The sequence below is a fragment of the Enterobacter sp. WP_7_1 genome, assembly GCF_003688535.1.
Classification (GTDB): domain Bacteria; phylum Pseudomonadota; class Gammaproteobacteria; order Enterobacterales; family Enterobacteriaceae; genus Enterobacter; species Enterobacter asburiae.
The window spans coordinates 21,344-39,843 of sequence record NZ_REFK01000008.1 but is presented as its reverse complement, the minus strand read 5'-3'; the positions used below and the strand labels follow the sequence as shown (position 1 = coordinate 39,843).

17 protein-coding genes and 4 pseudogenes are annotated in these 18,500 nt (G+C 49.5%); 11 read left to right on the top strand and 10 right to left on the bottom strand.

Going from position 1 to position 18,500, the window contains the following annotated elements:
• Nucleotides 1-13 precede the first annotated feature (13 nt).
• From BJ885_RS21875 to BJ885_RS21855, 5 genes and pseudogenes are all read right to left on the bottom strand, one after another.
• Nucleotides 14-784, bottom strand: a complete 771-nt coding sequence (locus BJ885_RS21875) for a TraX family protein (RefSeq protein ID WP_121932785.1) — start codon at nucleotides 782-784, stop codon at nucleotides 14-16.
• Between the two features lie 349 nt (nucleotides 785-1,133).
• Nucleotides 1,134-1,631 (bottom strand): hypothetical protein, encoded by a 498-nt coding sequence (locus BJ885_RS21870; RefSeq protein WP_033488180.1) that lies wholly within the window; start codon nucleotides 1,629-1,631, stop codon nucleotides 1,134-1,136.
• 12 nt (nucleotides 1,632-1,643) lie between these two features.
• Nucleotides 1,644-2,138 carry a thermonuclease family protein gene (locus BJ885_RS21865; protein ID WP_121932784.1) on the bottom strand — a complete coding sequence of 165 codons (495 nt, stop codon included), beginning with the start codon at nucleotides 2,136-2,138 and terminating at the stop codon, nucleotides 1,644-1,646.
• 59 nt (nucleotides 2,139-2,197) lie between these two features.
• Nucleotides 2,198-2,557, bottom strand: a complete 360-nt coding sequence (locus BJ885_RS21860; protein ID WP_121932783.1) for a type II toxin-antitoxin system HigA family antitoxin — start codon at nucleotides 2,555-2,557, stop codon at nucleotides 2,198-2,200.
• A gap of 44 nt (nucleotides 2,558-2,601) precedes the next feature.
• Nucleotides 2,602-2,865: pseudogene (locus BJ885_RS21855) on the bottom strand (type II toxin-antitoxin system HigB family toxin).
• A 49-nt stretch (nucleotides 2,866-2,914) separates the two neighbouring features.
• Between BJ885_RS21855 and BJ885_RS21850 the strand changes: the two are divergent.
• The 5 genes and pseudogenes from BJ885_RS21850 to tnaB form a co-directional block, all read left to right on the top strand.
• A pseudogene (locus BJ885_RS21850) lies at nucleotides 2,915-4,912 on the top strand (Tn3 family transposase); the annotation flags it as partial.
• A gap of 58 nt (nucleotides 4,913-4,970) precedes the next feature.
• Nucleotides 4,971-5,103 (top strand): annotated as a pseudogene (locus BJ885_RS23520) (GPO family capsid scaffolding protein); the annotation flags it as partial.
• A gap of 240 nt (nucleotides 5,104-5,343) precedes the next feature.
• Nucleotides 5,344-5,433: a tryptophanase leader peptide gene (locus BJ885_RS23605; protein WP_121932782.1), complete on the top strand. Its 90-nt coding sequence runs from the start codon at nucleotides 5,344-5,346 to the stop codon at nucleotides 5,431-5,433.
• Between the two features lie 196 nt (nucleotides 5,434-5,629).
• Nucleotides 5,630-7,045 carry a tryptophanase gene (gene tnaA, locus BJ885_RS21835; RefSeq protein ID WP_121932781.1) on the top strand — a complete coding sequence of 472 codons (1,416 nt, stop codon included), beginning with the start codon at nucleotides 5,630-5,632 and terminating at the stop codon, nucleotides 7,043-7,045.
• A gap of 102 nt (nucleotides 7,046-7,147) precedes the next feature.
• Nucleotides 7,148-8,395, top strand: coding sequence for a low affinity tryptophan permease TnaB (gene tnaB / locus BJ885_RS21830; protein WP_121932780.1), 1,248 nt, complete (start codon nucleotides 7,148-7,150; stop codon nucleotides 8,393-8,395).
• 558 nt (nucleotides 8,396-8,953) lie between these two features.
• Here the strand turns inward: tnaB and BJ885_RS21825 are convergent.
• The 5 genes and pseudogenes from BJ885_RS21825 to BJ885_RS21810 form a co-directional block, all read right to left on the bottom strand.
• Entirely contained in the window at nucleotides 8,954-10,447 is a 1,494-nt protein-coding gene (locus tag BJ885_RS21825; RefSeq protein WP_121932779.1) for an EAL domain-containing protein, read from the bottom strand.
• Nucleotides 10,448-10,776: 329 nt separating this feature from the next.
• The gene (locus BJ885_RS21820) at nucleotides 10,777-11,073 is read right to left on the bottom strand and encodes a hypothetical protein (RefSeq protein WP_121932778.1); all 297 of its coding nucleotides are present in this window, start codon (nucleotides 11,071-11,073) and stop codon (nucleotides 10,777-10,779) included.
• A gap of 67 nt (nucleotides 11,074-11,140) precedes the next feature.
• A pseudogene (locus BJ885_RS23515) lies at nucleotides 11,141-11,354 on the bottom strand (hypothetical protein); the annotation flags it as partial.
• Complete coding sequence (locus BJ885_RS21815) at nucleotides 11,354-11,611, bottom strand: hypothetical protein (RefSeq protein WP_121932777.1); 258 nt, start codon at nucleotides 11,609-11,611, stop codon at nucleotides 11,354-11,356. The gene BJ885_RS21815 and the pseudogene BJ885_RS23515, both read right to left, overlap by 1 nt.
• A gap of 669 nt (nucleotides 11,612-12,280) precedes the next feature.
• The gene (locus BJ885_RS21810; protein ID WP_147449230.1) at nucleotides 12,281-12,640 is read right to left on the bottom strand and encodes a hypothetical protein; all 360 of its coding nucleotides are present in this window, start codon (nucleotides 12,638-12,640) and stop codon (nucleotides 12,281-12,283) included.
• Nucleotides 12,641-12,683: 43 nt separating this feature from the next.
• Here BJ885_RS21810 and BJ885_RS21805 point away from each other — a divergent pair, with 43 nt between their 5' ends.
• The 6 genes from BJ885_RS21805 (at nucleotide 12,684) to BJ885_RS21780 (ending at nucleotide 18,287) form a co-directional block, all read left to right on the top strand.
• Complete coding sequence (locus BJ885_RS21805) at nucleotides 12,684-12,998, top strand: PapB/FocB family fimbrial expression transcriptional regulator (RefSeq protein WP_121932775.1); 315 nt, start codon at nucleotides 12,684-12,686, stop codon at nucleotides 12,996-12,998.
• Between the two features lie 21 nt (nucleotides 12,999-13,019).
• Complete coding sequence (locus BJ885_RS21800) at nucleotides 13,020-13,562, top strand: fimbrial protein (protein WP_121932774.1); 543 nt, start codon at nucleotides 13,020-13,022, stop codon at nucleotides 13,560-13,562.
• Between the two features lie 8 nt (nucleotides 13,563-13,570).
• The gene (gene faeD, locus BJ885_RS21795) at nucleotides 13,571-16,021 is read left to right on the top strand and encodes a F4 (K88) fimbrial usher FaeD (protein ID WP_404851415.1); all 2,451 of its coding nucleotides are present in this window, start codon (nucleotides 13,571-13,573) and stop codon (nucleotides 16,019-16,021) included.
• A complete protein-coding gene (gene faeE / locus BJ885_RS21790; protein WP_121932773.1) occupies nucleotides 16,014-16,769 on the top strand; it encodes a F4 (K88) fimbrial chaperone FaeE in 756 nt (251 codons plus the stop codon). The genes faeD and faeE overlap by 8 nt, the downstream gene beginning before the upstream one ends.
• Nucleotides 16,766-17,254 carry a DUF5462 family protein gene (locus BJ885_RS21785; RefSeq protein WP_121932772.1) on the top strand — a complete coding sequence of 163 codons (489 nt, stop codon included), beginning with the start codon at nucleotides 16,766-16,768 and terminating at the stop codon, nucleotides 17,252-17,254. Before faeE ends, BJ885_RS21785 begins: the two co-directional genes overlap by 4 nt.
• A 250-nt stretch (nucleotides 17,255-17,504) precedes the next feature.
• Complete coding sequence (locus BJ885_RS21780) at nucleotides 17,505-18,287, top strand: fimbrial protein (RefSeq protein ID WP_121932815.1); 783 nt, start codon at nucleotides 17,505-17,507, stop codon at nucleotides 18,285-18,287.
• Nucleotides 18,288-18,500: the final 213 nt, after the last annotated feature.

Genomic DNA, 18,500 nt, shown 5'->3' with positions numbered 1-18,500 from the left:
ACGTCCTCCCTAATCAGGCGAAAGTATACTGTATAAGACCAATAATCCCCAGGTGACCGGTGTAAGCATAATAAAAGAAATTACGCGGCATGAAACGCCGGCGGCCGTCCGGACAGATTTGCCTGCAGAAGGAAACTACTGCCAGGGGGAATGCCAGAGTAGGCAGCGTGGCCAGTAATAATGTTTCTGCGGGCATATCCAGGAGATGCGATAACCCGTTTAAACAAATCAGTGACAGCACGGCAGTGATGGCCGCCAGCCGCTGCACTCCGGGTGTATCGCTGCCAGAAACCGTTGCCATACTGATGGCCAGCGTTATTCCTGCCAGCCCGTAGCTTGCCGGCTCCAGTGGCCAAATCATGAGGACCTGGAGCAGATATCCGGCGAGCATTCCTTTCCGGCCGTGCCGGTACTGAAGGGCAAGCAGCTGCGTGACGCCTGCAAACACGAACAGAATGTTCAGGGCCCACCAGGGCTGGTGATGCGAGAAGGCCAGGCTGAACACCGGCTGCGTGATGACTGCCCAGATCCACAGACGACAGGCTCTCTTCTGCAGTCGTTCCGGGGTGCGCTGTACGTTCATCGCCCATATAAGCGTGAACAGGGGGAAGGCCATCCGGCCAAGCGCATACATCACCGGCCAGGCTGGCGACAGAAACACCGTATTGGTGTGATCGATAATCATGGCCAGAAGTGCGAGAAGCTTGACCATATCGAGAGCAGCGGGACTGAGCTGGCTGGCGTTCCGGATAGCGGGAAGAACGTCGGGTACTGAACGATTCATGCTGTAGATTCCCCTGGCGACACGCGGTTAACAGCCAGCTCTGAACATAATACCAGAATGCCCTGCCGGTTTGCGTTGCGACCCTGATCTTAAGTTTCTCCAGAATCTTGCGCACCGCAAATTCTGATTTATCACGCAGCACGCGCATTGCGCCTGCCACATCCTTATTCTGAATACAAATACTTAAATTATGAAAATCGTTCACACCGCCCCCTTTCTTACACTCTTATTATCGGCCGCATGAATATTATATTTAGTGGAGCAGGAAATTTCATAATGAAATTTTAATATTATCGTTCTAAACCTTAGTCAATTTATCGACTCATTTTAAGTAAGTTAAGACCGTTCATTAATTATCTGTATTGTTTGCTGAAGTCTTTGCTTTGACCAGAGCAAAATCTTCACGAATAGATTTTGCGGCAGGCTTCCACCCTTTAGCCCATTCCTCGCTCATACGACCTTCACTGACAATTTTCAGGGTGATGGCATAAGGGGTGCGCTGCAGCTTCTTCGACAGCCAGAGTATATGATCATCGATTCTGTCATCCGGAATATCAGCAATAATCGAATGAATAAGGTCCAGGTCCTCCGGTGCCCACGGTTTTCCGGAACGCGGAAACACTTCATCAGGAAGGCGTGGTTTTTTTTCCTTTTCTTCTTTTACCTGCTTTCTGGCTTCTTTTTCCGCAGTGATGAGGCGCTGCCGTTCTGTTAACCCACCCAGGGTTGCAACCGTCCTGACCATATTTTCGCGCTGCTCACGCGTAATATTTACTTCACCGCATATAATGGCATTTAACGTATCGACAAGAATTTCCAGTTTGCTTTCGGTTAATTTTAAAGTCATACAATAATTTCCTTAATTTTTATTCGTTTTTAGCTCTTCCTGATGCAGACTACGCCAGCGCCAGGGCTCTGTCTGACCCGGTTCTGACCAGAGTCCGACTGACTGACGGCGGGCTTCGGCCTCCAGAACAGCGTAGTCTGGCCGGACGGGTTTTCCGTGGTACCGGTATGCCCAGGCCAGGCCTTTGCGTATCTGTTCGGCATTCACATCCGTCACGCCAAGCCACACGGTACCGAGCAGACGTCCATAGCGATCCGTATCACTTCCGGTGACGGTTACATGCCGCTGGGCCACCATCGATGAGAGTTCCTGACGAGAACGCTGGCCAAAGGGCTGACTCTTTTCCGGCGCATCGATACCGGCCAGACGAATGCGCGTCAGTTGGTTTCCTGGCTCAAGCACCTCAACGGTATCCCCGTCCAGCACGCGCACAATCCGGCCGATGATATCTGCACTGGCCGAAAACGCCACAACGAACAAAACCAGCGAGCAGAACTTCCTTTTCATTATTCGTTATCCCCGGTTGTATACACTGCGGTTATTAAGCACGTAAATTTCAACCCGGCTTATCCTCCAACGAGGCTTTTTAAAGGAATACCGAACATTGAATGTAATTTCCTGATCATGGGCAGTGTCAGATTACGTTTGCGATTAAGCACTTCATAGACCCGGTTAGATTTTCCGATTGCCGGCTCAAGATCTTTTACCGTCAGCCCCTGCTGTTCCATCCTGAACTTAATAGCTTCAATCGGGTCCGTCGCTTCGACAGGAAAGTGTTTATTTTCGTATTCATTAATCAGCACACACATGATTTCAAAAAAGTCTCCCTCCGGGGTATCGGCAGGAGGTTCGTTATCAAACATAGGCTCTACGGCGCGCAACGCAGCTTCATAGTCCTGTTCAGTTTTAATTGGTTTAATCTGCATAGGGTTTACTCCAGGCTGACAGTTTCAGCATCTATTTTGTCATATTATTTATACGTACCAATGAATTTTATAAACATCCATCCTCACTGGTATGCAATCGCAACAATTAACCGATAGTCATTTCCCTTGATATTAAAAACCACTCGCCTGTTTTTAAGAATACTGGCACTGCGGTACTGTTCTTTGATTTCTGCCGGGGTTTTCCATTCAGCTTTACTGGCCTCATCTACCCAGGCTTTTAGCAGCTGCTCTGCATCGGGATTCGCCGTCCAGAAATCCCTCAGTGTCTTGATAGCGATTATCTTCATGTCATGAAGATAGTCCCATTTTAGGACTATCTCAAGTTTTTTGTCCCATAACAGTGTTCCTGATCCCACTACCTTTGGTGAGGTCCGTCAGCGGGCCTGGAAAATCATGCCCCGGGAAACACTGAAAAGTACCGCACAGCGCATGAGTGTGAACCCCGTAGGTAAACTGGCGATGCAATGGCAGGTTGTGGATGGTATGACAGCATTAATCCGGCGTAACCTGAGGCCATTATATCTGTCGTTTGACCTCACCAGCATGGTCCGGGACAGCCCGTGGGTTAAAGTGCTGAACTGGCTCAGAGTGGTGTTCAACAAAAAGCAGACTCTTTCTCAGCACCCTCTGGAGGAGTGTCCACCGGAAACACTTCCCTCACGACTGCCCCCGTATCTGCTGGAATCAGGTGAAGAGGGGGAAACTGTCAGACTAAATTCCGGGCGTTATGAATTCTGGCTCTACCGACCAATCAGAAAACGCTTCTTGTCCGGCGAAATTTACCTTAATGACAGCCTCCGGCACCGCCATCTTTCAGATGAACTGGTTGCAGAAGGTAAACAGTCTGCGGTTCTGGCCGAAATAAAAATCCCCTTTCTGCAAAAGTCTATAAAAACACAGTTAAAGGCACTGTCAGGCGAACAACACCGACAATGGAAAGCATTTAACCGTGAACTGAAGCAGGGAAAACTGAAGCATCTGGAATACGACACAGAAACGCGGAAGCTGAACTGGCATAAATCGGTAGTCAGTCGTTATAAAGAATAGAACCGGCGTTTTTACGGGCAACTGCCGTTCTGTGATGTTACAGACGTTTTCCGTTTTGTTAACGAACAGTGCCGGTTCCTCTCCGTCATGAAACCATTACAACCCCGTTATGCCAAAAAAGATGCAGATACAGACAGTCTGACGGCTGTCATCGTTGCTCAGGCCATGAATCATGGCAACCATGTCATGGCGCGAACCAGCGATATTCCATACCATGTGCTGGAAAGTACGTACGAACAGTACCTTCGTCAGGCATCACTGCTCGCAGCTAATGACTGCATCACTGATGCCATAGAGAAACTGCCCGTTTTTCCGCTCTATTCGTTTGAGCCGGATACTCTTTATGGCGCTGTGGATGGGCAGAAATTTGGTGTTGAACGACCAACAGTGAAAGCCCGACACTCACGTAAATACTTTGGCCGCGGTAAAGGCCTAGTGGCCTACACTCTGCTGTGTAACCATATCCCGATCAACGGATACCTGATTGGCACGAATGATTACGAAGGACATCATGTTTTTGATATCTGGTACCGCAATACCTCTGTAGTGAAGCCGGTAGCCATCATCGGAGATATGCACAGTGTTAACAAGGCAAATTTTGCGATATTGCACTGGTTTGGCCTTCGTTTTGAGCCTCATTTTACTGACCTGAACCGGCAGTTACAGGATCTGTACAGCATCAGGGAACCGTCGGTCTATAAAAAATGCCTGATTCAGCCAGCCGGTCGGATTGACCTGGAACTTATATCCCGGGAGAAAAGCAATCTCGATCGCATCGTTGCCACGCTGGGTCTGAAGGAAATGACACAGGGAACGCTGATCCGTAAGTTATGTACATATACAGCAACCAATCCGACAAGGCAGGCAGTATTTGAATATGACCGTCTGATTCGCAGCATTTATACGCTGAAGTATCTGCGCGATCCGCAAATGGAACGCAATATTCGCCGTTCCCAGAACCGGATTGAGTCTTATCACCAGTTACGTGCAGCAGTGGCCAAAGTTGGTGGAAAGAAAGAGTTAACCGGAAAAAACGATATAGAAACGGAGATCAGTAATCAGTGCGGTCGCCTGATCTCCAACGCGATCGTTTATTACAACTCGGCGATCCTGTCACGTTTGCTGAGGCGACTGGAAACAGAAGGTAATGAAAAGGCCATTGAGGCTCTGACCATGATATCACCAGTAGCCTGGCAACACATTTTGTTGAATGGGCATTATACCTTCCAAAACGGTAATGAACTCATTGGCCTAGATAAATTGGTAGCCGGTTTAAAACTGGGATAGCGGAAATTTCGGCGGTTCCGGCGTAGAACCCCATCACGTGATGCGGGTGAACTTGTAAACCGCGTTCGCCACCTTCAAACAGGAAGTGACCGGCAAGATTGAAGAAACCAGCCAGGCATTTTCTGCCCTGAAAACCCTCCTTAACAACACTGAAAGTTTCAGTCGGCGGTGGCGATGAGCTGCTGACCGAAACCGGGCATGGTGATTCCCGCACCGGAGACAGGCGATACAACGATTACAAAAAGTTTTTTTCCCTGATGTGGGTCCGAAACTCATGCGCGAGCGGATATGCCTTGATCAGACGGTTTCCGGTGACATCAAATTATCTCAAAATAATTAATTGTGATTTTATTCACACTTTGTCAATCTTATAATTGACTAAGAGACTTATATTAATATTTTAGAATAAGCATTAGAAAGGAAAGTACACCATGGACATATTACATATGTATTATAAATATAGTAATAAAGCCTCTAAATGGTTTAATCTAGACAATCAAATTGTTGAACACCATCCTTGAAATCCATTCCTGAAAAATAATCAGCCTCAGGTTGATTACCAATCTTATTTAGTTGTTTGTAAAGTCATATCTTTGATGATTATGTGCAGGCAACAGTTATATTTAAATATCTATTATCGAGTAAATATGTACGGTTGCCTTCTCGTGGTAAATAGTATATTTACCGGGCACACAGTATAAAGTGAAGGATTATGTAATGGAAAAATTTAAACATCTCCCTGAACCATTCCGTATTCGGGTTATTGAGCCTGTAAAACGTACTACTCGCGCTTATCGTGAAGAGGCAATTATTAAATCCGGTATGAACCCCTTCCTGCTGGATAGCGAAGATGTGTTTATCGATTTACTGACCGACAGTGGCACCGGGGCGGTGACACAGAGTATGCAGGCCGCGATGATGCGCGGCGACGAAGCCTACAGCGGCAGCCGCAGCTACTATGCGTTAGCCGAGTCAGTAAAAAATATCTTTGGTTATCAATATACTATTCCGACTCACCAAGGACGTGGCGCAGAGCAAATTTATATTCCGGTACTGATTAAAAAACGTGAGCTGGAAAAAGGCCTGGATCGCAGCAAAATGGTGGCGTTCTCAAACTATTTCTTTGATACTACGCAGGGCCATAGCCAGATTAACGGCTGTACCGTGAGTAACGTTTATATCAAAGAAGCTTTCGATACGGGCATGCGTTACGACTTTAAAGGTAACTTTGACCTCGAGGGATTAGAACGCGGTATTGAAGAAGTTGGCCCGAATAACGTGCCGTATATCGTTGCAACCATCACCAGTAACTCTGCAGGTGGTCAGCCGGTTTCACTGGCAAACTTAAAAGCGATGTACCGCATCGCGAAGAAATACGATATTCCTGTGGTCATGGACTCCGCACGTTTTGCCGAAAACGCCTATTTCATCAAGCAACGTGAAGCAGAATATAAAGACTGGACTATCGAGCAGATCACCCGTGAAACCTACAAATATGCCGATATGCTGGCGATGTCCGCCAAGAAAGATGCAATGGTGCCAATGGGGGGTCTGCTGTGCGTGAAAGACGACAGCTTCTTTGATGTGTACACCGAATGCCGAACCCTTTGCGTGGTACAGGAAGGCTTCCCGACGTATGGCGGCCTGGAGGGCGGCGCGATGGAGCGCCTGGCGGTAGGTCTGTATGACGGCATGAATCTGGACTGGCTGGCTTATCGTATCGCGCAGGTGCAGTATCTGGTTGATGGTCTGGAAGATATTGGCGTTATCTGCCAGCAGGCGGGCGGTCACGCGGCATTCGTTGATGCCGGTAAACTGTTGCCACATATCCCGGCAGACCAGTTCCCGGCACAGGCGCTGGCGTGCGAGCTGTATAAAGTCGCCGGCATCCGTGCGGTAGAAATAGGTTCTTTCCTGTTAGGCCGCGATCCGAAAACAGGTAAACAGTTGCCGTGCCCGGCTGAACTGCTGCGTTTAACCATTCCGCGCGCAACATATACCCAAACACATATGGACTTCATTATTGAAGCTTTCAAACATGTGAAAGAGAACGCGGCGAATATTAAAGGGTTAACCTTTACCTACGAACCAAAAGTATTGCGTCACTTCACCGCAAAACTGAAGGAAGTCTGATTTTATATAATCATACAGCAGAGTGACTATAAAATATAAATAGTCACTCTGTTTGCGCTGGCGGTCCAAAATAAGTAACCTGTCTGCAAAAAAGGTATTGCCATGAATATTCATTCAGAAAAAAAACACTCCGCATTCTGGGGGGCTATGGTCATCGCTGGTACAGTAATTGGCGGAGGAATGTTTGCTTTACCTGTTGATCTTGCCGGTGCCTGGTTTTTCTGGGGTACATTTATCCTTATAATTGCCTGGTTTTCCATGCTTCATTCTGGGTTGTTGTTATTGGAAGCAAACTTAAATTATCCCGTCGGGTCCAGTTTTAACACCATCACCAAAGATTTAATCGGTAACACCTGGAACATTATCAGTGGTTTTACCGTTGCTTTTGTTCTCTATATCCTTACTTATGCCTATATTTCTGCTAATGGAGCGATCATTAGTGAAACAATTAATATAAACACTGGCAATAATATTAACCCCCGTATTGTGGGATTAATCACAACAGTCTTTGTCGCCAGTATACTCTGGATAAGTTCTTTAGCATCCAGCCGTATTACATCACTGTTTCTTGGTATAAAGATAATTTCTTTCGTCATCGTATTTGGTTCTTTCTTCTTCCAGGTCGATTATTCCATCCTGCGCGATGCTACCAGCATGACAGCAGGTGCTTCTTACTTCCCGTATATCTTTATGGCTTTGCCAGTGTGCCTGGCATCATTTGGTTTCCACGGCAATATTCCCAGCCTGATTATTTGCTATGGCAAACGCAAAGATAAGCTAATCAAAAGCGTGGTCTGCGGCTCGCTGCTGGCGCTGGTGATTTATATCTTCTGGCTTTATTGCACTATGGGGAACATTTCGCGAGAAAGCTTTAAGACCATTATCTCTTCAGGCGGCAACGTTGATTCACTGGTGAAATCGTTCCTCGGCACCAAACAGCACGGTATTGTCGAATTTTGCCTGTTGGTGTTTTCGAACTTAGCTGTTGCCAGTTCGTTCTTCGGGGTAACGCTGGGGTTGTTCGATTATCTGGCGGATCTGTTTAAGATTGATAACTCACACGCAGGGCGTTTCAAAACAGTGCTGTTAACCTTCCTGCCACCTGCTTTGTTGTACCTAATCTTCCCGAATGGCTTCATTTACGGGATCGGTGGTGCCGGGCTGTGCGCCACCATCTGGGCAGTTATTATTCCTGCTGTGCTGGCAATCAAATCCCGCAAAAAGTTTCCCAATCAGATGTTCACGGTTTGGGGCGGCAATTTTATTCCGGCAGTTGTGATTCTTTTTGGGATAACAGTGAGCATGTGCTGGTTTGGTAATGTTTTCAGTTTGTTGCCAAAATTTGGCTAATACATTGTTCATCGATAGGAATTTAAATCCCCAACAGATTGAAAAAACGCCGAAAAATCGGTGTTGTGGATTTACCGATTTTTTAGCATGTCCTGACGCATACGTTTACCGGGCCATGAATGAGAATTTATGCTTACCAGCTATATGAGGCGGTGTAACAAGGAGATCCGGCATAGAACCTCAAGAAGATGCTGAGTACGGAAGATTGATATCTAAAACCCAAGGGGCTGATAGTCAAGAGGCCAGTGGCCTGGCGCCCCTATTGATTATGCCTACTGGCAATGATAACGACTACTTTTTGAATGGACTGGAAACATTTAAAAATATGCCGCCTCAACAGCTTCGAAAAGTGGCACAATGACCTGTTCGCTCGATTTCGTTTACGATATGCCAACATACTGTTGTCGTGGCCACTCCGACGGTGCACAAAAAGTTCTTCATTGCGTTAAGCGGATTATGGCTTATCAGAATGAAGGGGGGATTGGCTCCCCCATTCCGCTTCGCGTCAGAATTACCGCCCCCTGAAAGCGGGAGTTTTTCCAAAATAAGTGAGTCAGCTTACGATATCTGTTGCCTGAACTCGCGTAATGGAACCGGAGGCGAGTAATAAAAACCCTGTTGCCAGTAAACGCCCCGTTCTCTCAGCCAGTTTGCCTGCGCTTCAGTTTCGACTCCCTCAGCCACTATTTTCAGATTCAGCACGTAAGCCAGATCGATAAGGCTTAACAGCAGCTGCTCTGCAGCCGCTCCCTGACCGATTCTGCTCACGAAAACCCGGTCCAGTTTGATGATATCCACCGGTAACCTACTGAGATACTCCATGTTGGAGTAGCCGGTACCAAAATCATCAAGAGCGATGGCCATCCCCGAGGCATGAAGTTGTTCCAGTCTGTTCCGGATAGCTTCACTGTTGCCAAAAGGTTCGCGCTCCGTTAGCTCCAGAGTGAGGCTGATGCTGCCCGGCGGAAAGGCTGAGGTAAACGAGAGGCACTCGGTTATAAAGCTGTCTTTCTGAAGATGTGCCTGCGTGACGTTGAATCCGACATGCCAGCATGGCTGGCTCTGTAACAGGGAAGGCAGCTCACATGCGGCCCGCTCAGTCAGACGCCGCGTCAGCGCGATTATCAGTTCTGAGCTTTCGGCCTCCGCGATAAAGCTGGCCGGGGACAGCACAGTGCCATCCGGTTTTTCCCAGCGGGCCAGTATTTCAACGCCGACAATCTCTCCGGTCCCGGCATCCACTATCGGCTGGTACCACGGCACTATTTCCCCGTTACGAACGGCCAGCCCGAGCTCCGTGCTGCGGCGAAGGAGTGCATGCCATAGTGCTGTGGCCACAGTGGCTCCCAGGAAAACAGACAGCAGCAATGAAAGCGCACCATCCCGCAGAAAAAGGGCCAGAGGAATACGCCGGTCTCCTGAGAATTCCACAGAAAAGGGGTACAGCCCCGAGTGAACGGCATGCGTGTACCTCGTCAGAGGCTCTTTCACCAGGTGGTTTCCGGCGGTAAGCACCATGTCAGCTGTGCGCAGCGCGAGTGGTCTGTGGTTATCGGGCTGCTTCAGTGCATCCGCTGTCCAGCGCGTGGCCACGCTGGCCGTAATGCTCCAGTCACCGTAATACCTGCGCAGAATAATTACCGGAGCTACGGGGGAAACTGAGTCGTCTGTCGCCAGGAAAAGCATCCGGCCCTCACCGACAGATATGAATTCCCGTACAGGAACTGCTCCCCCGAAGGAAGAGCACGCCAGAAGATCATGGTGGAAGAAATTCATCTCGCGGATGTGTTCAGTTCCGGTAGTCAGACGGCGTAGTCCGGCGCTGACTTTCTGCGTGCAGGGCTTAGTGAGCAAAGGGCTGACCCGATCGACAGCGCTCCGGGTTTCGTCGAGCATGCGTTCGGTGGACGAGACAACATCCCGGGCTACTGAGGCCGCCCTGTTCAGGTCCGTTTCCGAGACCTGATACCACGTCAGTAATGCTCCTGCAGCCGTGATCATCAGCCCGACAGCAAGAGTAATCGTAATCCGTTGTAACTGTTTTGCTGGCATGTTGTGTCCTTTTGCTTCGCCTGATTAGGGAAAACCCGTATCGCCCTGTTCCGCCGCTGAAGCGATCAAGGGAATAAGTCAGCATGGCGCAGTCAGAAGAATTGGGCCATCTTGCATGGCGTGCACTGGTGGCGCTTGAACTGGCCAGACAAGATGGTGGTGTGTGTCACCGACACAGAAAAATTAACTGATGACTTTCTGAAGGTAGTTGTTTCGGATGTTGGCAATATGCGTGTTCAGAGGCTGGACTTTTTGCTTCTGTTTCTGCCAACTTGCGCCTGCTTGCTTTAAGGCTGGTATATAGTGCCATCTGAAAGCGTGACGAATTACTATACGTTCTGGCGCTTACTTAAAAAATGAGTAATCGTCGATTTTTGAATTTCCCCGACTTCAACCCCCAGACTTTTGAGCAGATTAATGGCTCTATTCACAGCCTTTTCCTCTGCTTCCTTATATGATTTTCCCCAGGCTAAGCCCCAGACAGAATGGTCCTTTGGCAGAGGGATTTCATTCTCGTCATGGTCATTAACATTGGTCACTTTTGCTTCGTATTCTTCTCCGGAAGGTAACGGTCTTATTCTGTGTACGGTTGTATGCATTCTTAACTGTTCAAACTCTAAAGCCATCGTTGACTCCTCAGTAACTCCGCCAGGACGCGCGCCTGTTCGTTTGCAAGAAGTGGGGCGGCTAGCACACGGCCAGCTGCATGTTCGGGGCGCGCAGCGAGCCCGCGGTTTCCATGCGCCGGCAGGAGGCGCGGAGGGGCAGCCCGTACACAGGGGCGTCCCCGCCCTGCTCCAGCAGATGTTCCAGGCCCCGGGTACTGATTGTGCTCAATACCTGCCAGCATAATCAGCACCCGCCGCTGCAACGGTGATGGTCGGCGCATCGTTTTCATGTCGGTCATTAATGCAGCCTCATGGTCTGGTTTCCTGCTGCAATCAGCATCAGACGCTCCCTATCCGCGTCGATGATCTCCCGTTTCGCCTTTGAGGCGATGGCCAGCCTGTACCAGAATGACAATACGGCATATGCCTTTGCCTGCTCGAGTGCGAGGCCTATGCCGTCGAGGATCTCCGTTCTGGCCAGATGTTCCCGGATTGTGGTCTCACACTCGTGGGTCAGGATGTCATAGCTGAGGCAAAGGCTCTGTTTTCCACCCATCCTGTAGGCTCCGTCTGATGATGTTCGATAAAGTGAAAAATTATATCTTTTTTTCCCCCGCCGAGCAGATCCGATTTCCGGCTGAAGCAGAAGCTACTCAGCTGCCAGCCCCTTACGACACCTTAGACGTAGTAAACCCGCCTGTGATTAACGCAAAGAGCAGTTCAGCTTATTGCCTTAAGTGAAGCTGAACACAATTTTCCGGAGGTGAAAAATAAATCACGACTGGATAACCATTAACTTCGAAACAGATGCCTACCACAGTATCTTCAGAGTGGAACACTATTAAGTGTAATATTTTTCTGACTTTGCCTCACCGAATGACTCAGTCAAGGATGTTTCCTTTCGATATATCTTAAACTCTGTCTGTGTAACTGATATGGCTGATGGAAAACTGAGGTTCGTACTTAATAGTCTTCTGGACATTGCACAAGTAGAAATAAAAAATAATGATAACTACTTTTATCTATGTTTTCGGGTTTTTGTCTGGAGTGAGCAGAATGCCTCTTATTTACATTCAGGTAACAATTTACCTTGTGTTTTTAACATTAAAGAATAATATCATCGCAGCTTTCGCCATTGTGTATGTTAGCAGCGGTTATATACCTCTGAGCTTCATCCCGGAGTCGAAAGGTGATGTGATTAATGACGGTGCTCACACAGCTTGGGTTATGTAATATCATTAATTTTAACTCTGAATTTTATTTTATTTTTCAGAAAAAGAGAGTTAGATGCAACTAATTGATTTTTATATTTGTTTATATAAAATCCAAACAAATAAAAACAAACAAAAATAAATCCAAACAAAACATTTGAAAAAATTAAAAACAAATCAAAAAACTTAGAAACAACACTTTGCTGGGTTTTTATTTTTATATTTTTTGTTTTAATGGTGTTTTGTTTTAAGTTATTTGTGTTTTTTGGTTTTTTTTGCTTTTGTTTGTTTCTTTTTTTGTTGTTGAGGGGTGAAATTAGTCTTGAATGGCAATGAATTTTGAATAGAATGCGCGCCATGATTTGTTTTGGCATTTTTTCTTTTACTCGTAATAACGATAACAAGGGGGCATGCACAATGACAGAGCATTCTCTCACTGATAACTCTTCCTTAAGTACGTCTACATATTTGAAGGTTCGAAGTTGTGCGCTTATTGCAGGTGGCGTTGCTGAGGAACAATTCGAGTTATTAGTTGAGCTCTCATCCATTCACAGTGAAAAAATTGTTCAGGCGCTACGTGAGCACCTGGTCCTTGGTAAGCCAAGGAAAGAAGCTTGTGAGAAGTATGGCGCTAATATTAGTTATTTCAGTGTGGCGTTAGGTAGGTTGTTTCGTACGAATCTTCTTGTTTCGCAACTGGCTTCTTATTATTGCAGACAACCAGTTTATTAAACAAACCAGACTGAACTTAAAATGAAAAGAATATATTCATTTGCAATTCTGTTTCTGCTGGGGTGTGGGGTTTCTTACGCTTCTGTTCAGAAAACCGTATTCAGTGCAGACGTGGTGGCATCCGCATGCCATGTGGTGGTGGATGCTGACAGTTATGGCAACAGTGGGCGGCTGACATTCGGCACTTACCGTAAATCCACTGCCACACCTGTGCCGCCGCGTGACTTCACGGTGCGACTGTATGAGCCAGGCGCCACTGTTCAGGGCTGTTCTGCATTTCTTGCAGGGCAGGTAGCCACTCTGGACTTTGGTAACCCGGGGCAGCTGGATTCCGTTGGCGTGGTCACCCGTGGTGCCGGTGATGGCATTCATGTGGATGTGCGGGCAGTGGATCCACAGGCTGATTATCGTGGCCGTCTGACTCAGAACAACCATTTGGTGAGCTATCCGGTGGACTTTGCTGCCAGGGGGGCGTTCCGTTTTCGCGCGCAGCCGGTCTTTCCGGCGAATGTGAAGGCGGGAGAATACACAGGCGCACTGACCTTTGTGGTGACGTATCAGTAACGGAGTGAATGATTGTGCGTACAGAAAAAAAAACAGTCACAAAACCCGCTGCGTCTATGTTTTTTCGTCGGGCGTCCCTCGCACTTGCCGTTTCAGCTGCATTTGCGAGTGCCACAGGCGTCGCGGCTGAAAAGCTGGATATGTCCTTTATTCAGGGGGGAGCCGGTGTTAATCCGGAAGCCTGGGCTGCACTGAATGGAAGTTATGCGCCGGGGCGTTATCTGGTTGACCTGTCCCTGAACGGAAAGGAGGCAGGGAAACAGATACTGGACGTGTCGCCTCAGGACAGTGAGGCGCTGTGTCTGTCAGAGGAGTGGCTCACAAAAGCCGGAATTTATGTCAGTGCAGATTACTTCCGTGAGGGGTATGACGCCGCACGAAAGTGCTATGTGCTGACGAAAGCGCCCTCAGTGACCGTGGATTTTGATGTGTCCACGCAGAGCCTGGCGCTGTCCATCCCCCAGAAAGGTCTGGTGAAAATGCCGGAGAACGTGGAGTGGGATTACGGAACCAGTGCATTTCGCGTGAACTATAACGCGAATGCCTATACCGGACAGAACTACACATCGGCCTTTGGAGCTGCAGACCTGAAAGCCAACGTGGGACGCTGGGTGGTGAGTTCAGCAGCCACGGCCAGCAGCGGCGACACCGGGGATAACTCAGCCACGATAAATATGTTCACGGCCACCCGGGCTATCCAGGGACTGAGTGCGGATCTGGCGGTCGGGAAGACCTCCACCGGGGACAGCCTGCTGGGCAGTACAGGAACGTACGGGATGTCGCTGAGCCGGAACAACAGTATGAAGCCGGGCAATCTGGGGTACACCCCGGTGTTCAGCGGGATTGCAAACGGGCCATCGAGAGTGACCCTGTCGCAGAACGGACGACAGCTACATTCAGAGATGGTGCCGGCCGGACCATTTTCCATCACAGATGTGCCACTGTACACCAGTGGGGATGTGATGATGACCGTTACCGGAGAAGACGGACACGAACATGTGCAGAATTTCCCGCTGTCAGTCATGGCCGGACAGTTAAGTCCGGGCCAGCACGAGTTCAGCGTCGCGGCGGGCATGCCGGATGAGGACAGTGATCTGAAGGGGAGCGTTTTTGCCGCGTCATACGGTTACGGTCTGGACGGTCTGACGCTGCGCACCGGGGGGGTGTTTAACCAGGACTGGCAGGGGGTCAGCGCCGGGGCAGTACTGGACCTTGGTTATCTGGGGGCGGTATCAGCGGACGGGGCATATGCCACGGCGAAATACCGTGACGGCAGCCGCAGCGGGAATAAGGTAAAGGGTTCCTGGAGTAAACAGTTGCCACTCACAAACACTGGACTACGGATGAGCTGGTCACGGCAGAGTGCGGAATATGAAGACATGTCCTCCTTTGACCCTACGGAGCTGTGGGGACGGGAAAACCACGGACGGCGGATAAAGGATGAATGGAGTGCCGGTATCAGCCAGCCGGTGGGGGGACTGTTCAGTCTGTCGGCTTCCGCCTGGCAGAGGAGTTACTACCCGGCATCGACCACAGGCAGTTACTGGTACCGTGATGACAACGGTAAGGATACGGGGATTACCGGCACCCTGAGCACCCAGGTTAAGGGTGTTAACCTGAACCTGGGCTTGTCCGGCTCCCGAAACTCTCAGGGAGAGAACAACTGGTCGGCGTCCGCATCAGTGTCAGTGCCGTTCACGCTGTTTGACCGTCGGTACAGCAGCAGTACGTCGGTGAGCACAGGTAAGGATGGCGGTACAGGCTTCAGTACCGGGTTGTCAGGCTCCCTGAATGATCGCTTCAGCTATGGCTTCGGTGGTGGTCGTGACAGCGCTGGCGGTGCCAGCAGTTATCTGAATGCGTCATACAGCGGTGATCGGGCTTATCTGAACGGCACACTGAACCACTCGCAGGCCGGCGGAACCAGTGGTTCTGTTTCTGCCAGCGGTTCTGTGCTGGCGGTGCCTGCCGCAAAAGACGTCATGTTCAGCCGCACGACCGGCGACACGGTGGCCGTGGTGAATGTGAAGGATACGCCGGGCGTGAAGGTGACGTCCGTTGACGGGCAGACCAACAGTGACGGCAATCTGGTGGTGCCACTGAACAGTTATGACTGGAACACGGTGACGATTGAGGCGGGAGCGCTGCCGCTGGATACGGAACTGGTTACTACCAGTCAGAAAGTGGTGCCAGCAGACAAGGCGGTGGTGTGGATGCCGTTTGATGCCCTGAAAGTTAAACGCTATCTGCTGCAGGTGAAGCAGCGTAACGGTGAGTTTGTGCCAGGGGGAACCTGGGCACGTGACAGTAAGAACACACCGCTGGGCTTTGTGGCCAACAATGGTGTGCTGATGATTAATACGGTGGACACGCCAGGTGACATCACTCTGGGTCAGTGTCGGATACCTGCAGCGAAACTGCAGGAAACAGAGAAACTACAGGAGGTTTCGTGTGACTAAGCGTAACGCAGTAACGACGTTTTTCACCAGCCGGGTGACAAAAGCACTGGGAATGACCCTGGCTCTGATGATGGGCAGCCAGAGTGCGATGGCCTCTCTGGCTGCAGACCAGACCCGCTATATCTTCCGCGGGGACAAGGATGCACTGACCATCACGGTTACCAACAATGACAAGGAGCGCACCTTTGGTGGTCAGGCATGGGTGGACAACATCGTGGAGAAGGACACCCGCCCGACGTTTGTGGTGACGCCCTCCTTCTTTAAGGTGAAGCCGAACGGTCAGCAGTCGCTGCGTATCATCATGGCCTCAGACCATCTGCCGAAGGACAGGGAGTCGGTGTACTGGCTGAACCTGCAGGATATTCCGCCGGCCCTGGAAGGGAGTGGTATCGCCGTGGCACTGCGCACAAAGCTGAAGTTGTTCTACCGCCCGAAAGCACTGATCGAAGGCCGTAGGGGCGCAGAGGAAGGCCTCAGTCTGCAGAGCCGGCCGGACGGCAGAACCGCGCTGGTGAACACCACGCCGTATATTTTTGCGATTGGCAGTCTGCTGGATGCAAACGGGAAGAAAATCGCTACGGACAATGAGACAGCACAGAAACTACTGATGTTCATGCCGGGGGATGAGGTGCAGGTGAAGGGGAATGTGGTGAAGGTTGACTCGCTGAACGATTACGGTGAGCTGCAGACATGGACCATTAACCAGAAAAAACCGGCAACGCCTTCTGAACGGAAGGATAATAAATGAAGATCAAAATGATGGCAGCTGCTCTGGTGCTCACCACCCTCAGTTTTCAGTCAGTGCAGGCAGCTGAATACAGAGAGAAGACGCAGTACCTTGGGGTAGTGAACGGCCAGGTGGTGGGTAACAGTGTGGTGAAGGTGACCCGCACACCGACAGATCCGGTGCTGTACCGGAGCGGGGAAGGCACATTACCGGAACGCCTGACCATCCGTAACGCCGATGTGCGTCCGGCATCCGGAAACATGGCATATATCACGGTGAAGCAGGGACTGCAGGATAACCAGGAAGCACGCATCACCCTGAAGACAGCGCTGATAGTTGACGGAAAGAAAGTGGCGGTCAGTGCCAGACAGCAGGGTGAGGACGTGGTGATTGCGGTGCCGGAGGCGTACAGGCTGGTTGAGTTACGGACGGATGCGCCGGCGGAGCTGGAAATACCGGCCAGCTACCGGGGAAATCTGCAGATAGCCCTGCAGGTGGAGGACTGAGTATTCATCTCAGACAACAGATATCGATGCAATACCACCGTGACTCCGGAATGGGTCAGATTGGTAAAGGGACTTACCGTTTTTACGGGAATAACGTAAAACCATTCTTAAAACAGAACGCTCTGTGAATAAAAACAGAGAATGTAGTGCGGCGAAATAAATATGGCTGCAGGGGATGGTTTTGCGGTAATTCCGGGAAATAAGGATTACCACTTTCAGTTTGCTATTTATGAAATATAGAGGTTATTTTATGAAAAAGACTCTGATTGCAATGGCAGTAGCTGCATCTGCTGCGGTATCCGGCTCTGTAATGGCATGGACCCAGAACGGTACCGGTGGTTCTGTTGACCTGAGCGGTACGCTGACGCCGGTTGAAAAAGTCACTCCGTGGGAAGTTAAGATTGGTCAGGCAGTAACAAATCTTGATGCCCTTGTCCAGAAGGGACAGTCCTCTATTGACCTTCTTGTAAAAGAAGCTATTCCTGTACTGGGTATTCGTACTCAGGAAGCAAAGGCATTTAGCGGGAAGCCGGGTATTAGCCCACAAATTGACTTCCGAGGCACCGTTAACCTTAATGGATTTAGCGGCGGTCTCTCCACCTTGACTCTGGAGGTTAAGGATAACAACGACCAGAAAATTGGCACACTGTCAGTTCCATTCGCAGTTGGGTCAGCCGGCTCAGTAGCCAAAAATGGGGTTCCTCAAGACCAATGGCGTCTTATAGCTCCGACCGCGGGCAACACCTTTTATGGTGGTTTACCAACAAATGAATCGGGGGTACCAACGTCCGCTTGGGGAATGGCAGCCACTGTATTTGAGGAGGCTGCGATGCACTATCAAACTCAAGGCGTTACCTACTGGGGAGCGGTTCGGGGGCTTTCTACCGAAGACCCTTCATTGACCTATAGTGCATATTATGCTTCTGGTATTCAGGCTGGCGCTAAAGCCAAAATTAATCTTGATGCCCCGGCTACAGGTGATGCTGCGATTGCCTGGAAAGCTTCTCTGCCGGTTACTGTTCACTACCAGTAATTCAGTCGTTCGTCAGGCATAAGTGTACAGAACTCAGTGCCTGATAAAATAAATCAGGCCGCCGTCGTTATTAGGTGGCCTGAATAAACAGAACCGGCATGTCGGCAAGAGTATTATTCCTTGTCGAAATGCTTATGCATGCCGATTTTATTTACATCCGATATTGCATTAAACCTGAATTACAACTCTGGCTCATTTTTTCCCTGCGTTATA

What these genes read in the sequence shown, in the direction of transcription:
- BJ885_RS21875 (WP_121932785.1), bottom strand. Translation starts at nt 784, where the DNA reads ATGAATCGTTCAGTACCCGACGTTCTTCCCGCTATCCGGAACGCCAGC.
- BJ885_RS21870 (WP_033488180.1), bottom strand. Translation starts at nt 1,631, where the DNA reads ATGACTTTAAAATTAACCGAAAGCAAACTGGAAATTCTTGTCGATACG.
- BJ885_RS21865 (WP_121932784.1), bottom strand. Translation starts at nt 2,138, where the DNA reads ATGAAAAGGAAGTTCTGCTCGCTGGTTTTGTTCGTTGTGGCGTTTTCG.
- BJ885_RS21860 (WP_121932783.1), bottom strand. Translation starts at nt 2,557, where the DNA reads ATGCAGATTAAACCAATTAAAACTGAACAGGACTATGAAGCTGCGTTG.
- BJ885_RS23605 (WP_121932782.1), top strand. Translation starts at nt 5,344, where the DNA reads ATGGACATATTACATATGTATTATAAATATAGTAATAAAGCCTCTAAA.
- tnaA (WP_121932781.1), top strand. Translation starts at nt 5,630, where the DNA reads ATGGAAAAATTTAAACATCTCCCTGAACCATTCCGTATTCGGGTTATT.
- tnaB (WP_121932780.1), top strand. Translation starts at nt 7,148, where the DNA reads ATGAATATTCATTCAGAAAAAAAACACTCCGCATTCTGGGGGGCTATG.
- BJ885_RS21825 (WP_121932779.1), bottom strand. Translation starts at nt 10,447, where the DNA reads ATGCCAGCAAAACAGTTACAACGGATTACGATTACTCTTGCTGTCGGG.
- BJ885_RS21820 (WP_121932778.1), bottom strand. Translation starts at nt 11,073, where the DNA reads ATGGCTTTAGAGTTTGAACAGTTAAGAATGCATACAACCGTACACAGA.
- BJ885_RS21815 (WP_121932777.1), bottom strand. Translation starts at nt 11,611, where the DNA reads ATGGGTGGAAAACAGAGCCTTTGCCTCAGCTATGACATCCTGACCCAC.
- BJ885_RS21810 (WP_147449230.1), bottom strand. Translation starts at nt 12,640, where the DNA reads ATGCCAAAACAAATCATGGCGCGCATTCTATTCAAAATTCATTGCCAT.
- BJ885_RS21805 (WP_121932775.1), top strand. Translation starts at nt 12,684, where the DNA reads ATGACAGAGCATTCTCTCACTGATAACTCTTCCTTAAGTACGTCTACA.
- BJ885_RS21800 (WP_121932774.1), top strand. Translation starts at nt 13,020, where the DNA reads ATGAAAAGAATATATTCATTTGCAATTCTGTTTCTGCTGGGGTGTGGG.
- faeD (WP_404851415.1), top strand. Translation starts at nt 13,571, where the DNA reads ATGATTGTGCGTACAGAAAAAAAAACAGTCACAAAACCCGCTGCGTCT.
- BJ885_RS21785 (WP_121932772.1), top strand. Translation starts at nt 16,766, where the DNA reads ATGAAGATCAAAATGATGGCAGCTGCTCTGGTGCTCACCACCCTCAGT.
- BJ885_RS21780 (WP_121932815.1), top strand. Translation starts at nt 17,505, where the DNA reads ATGAAAAAGACTCTGATTGCAATGGCAGTAGCTGCATCTGCTGCGGTA.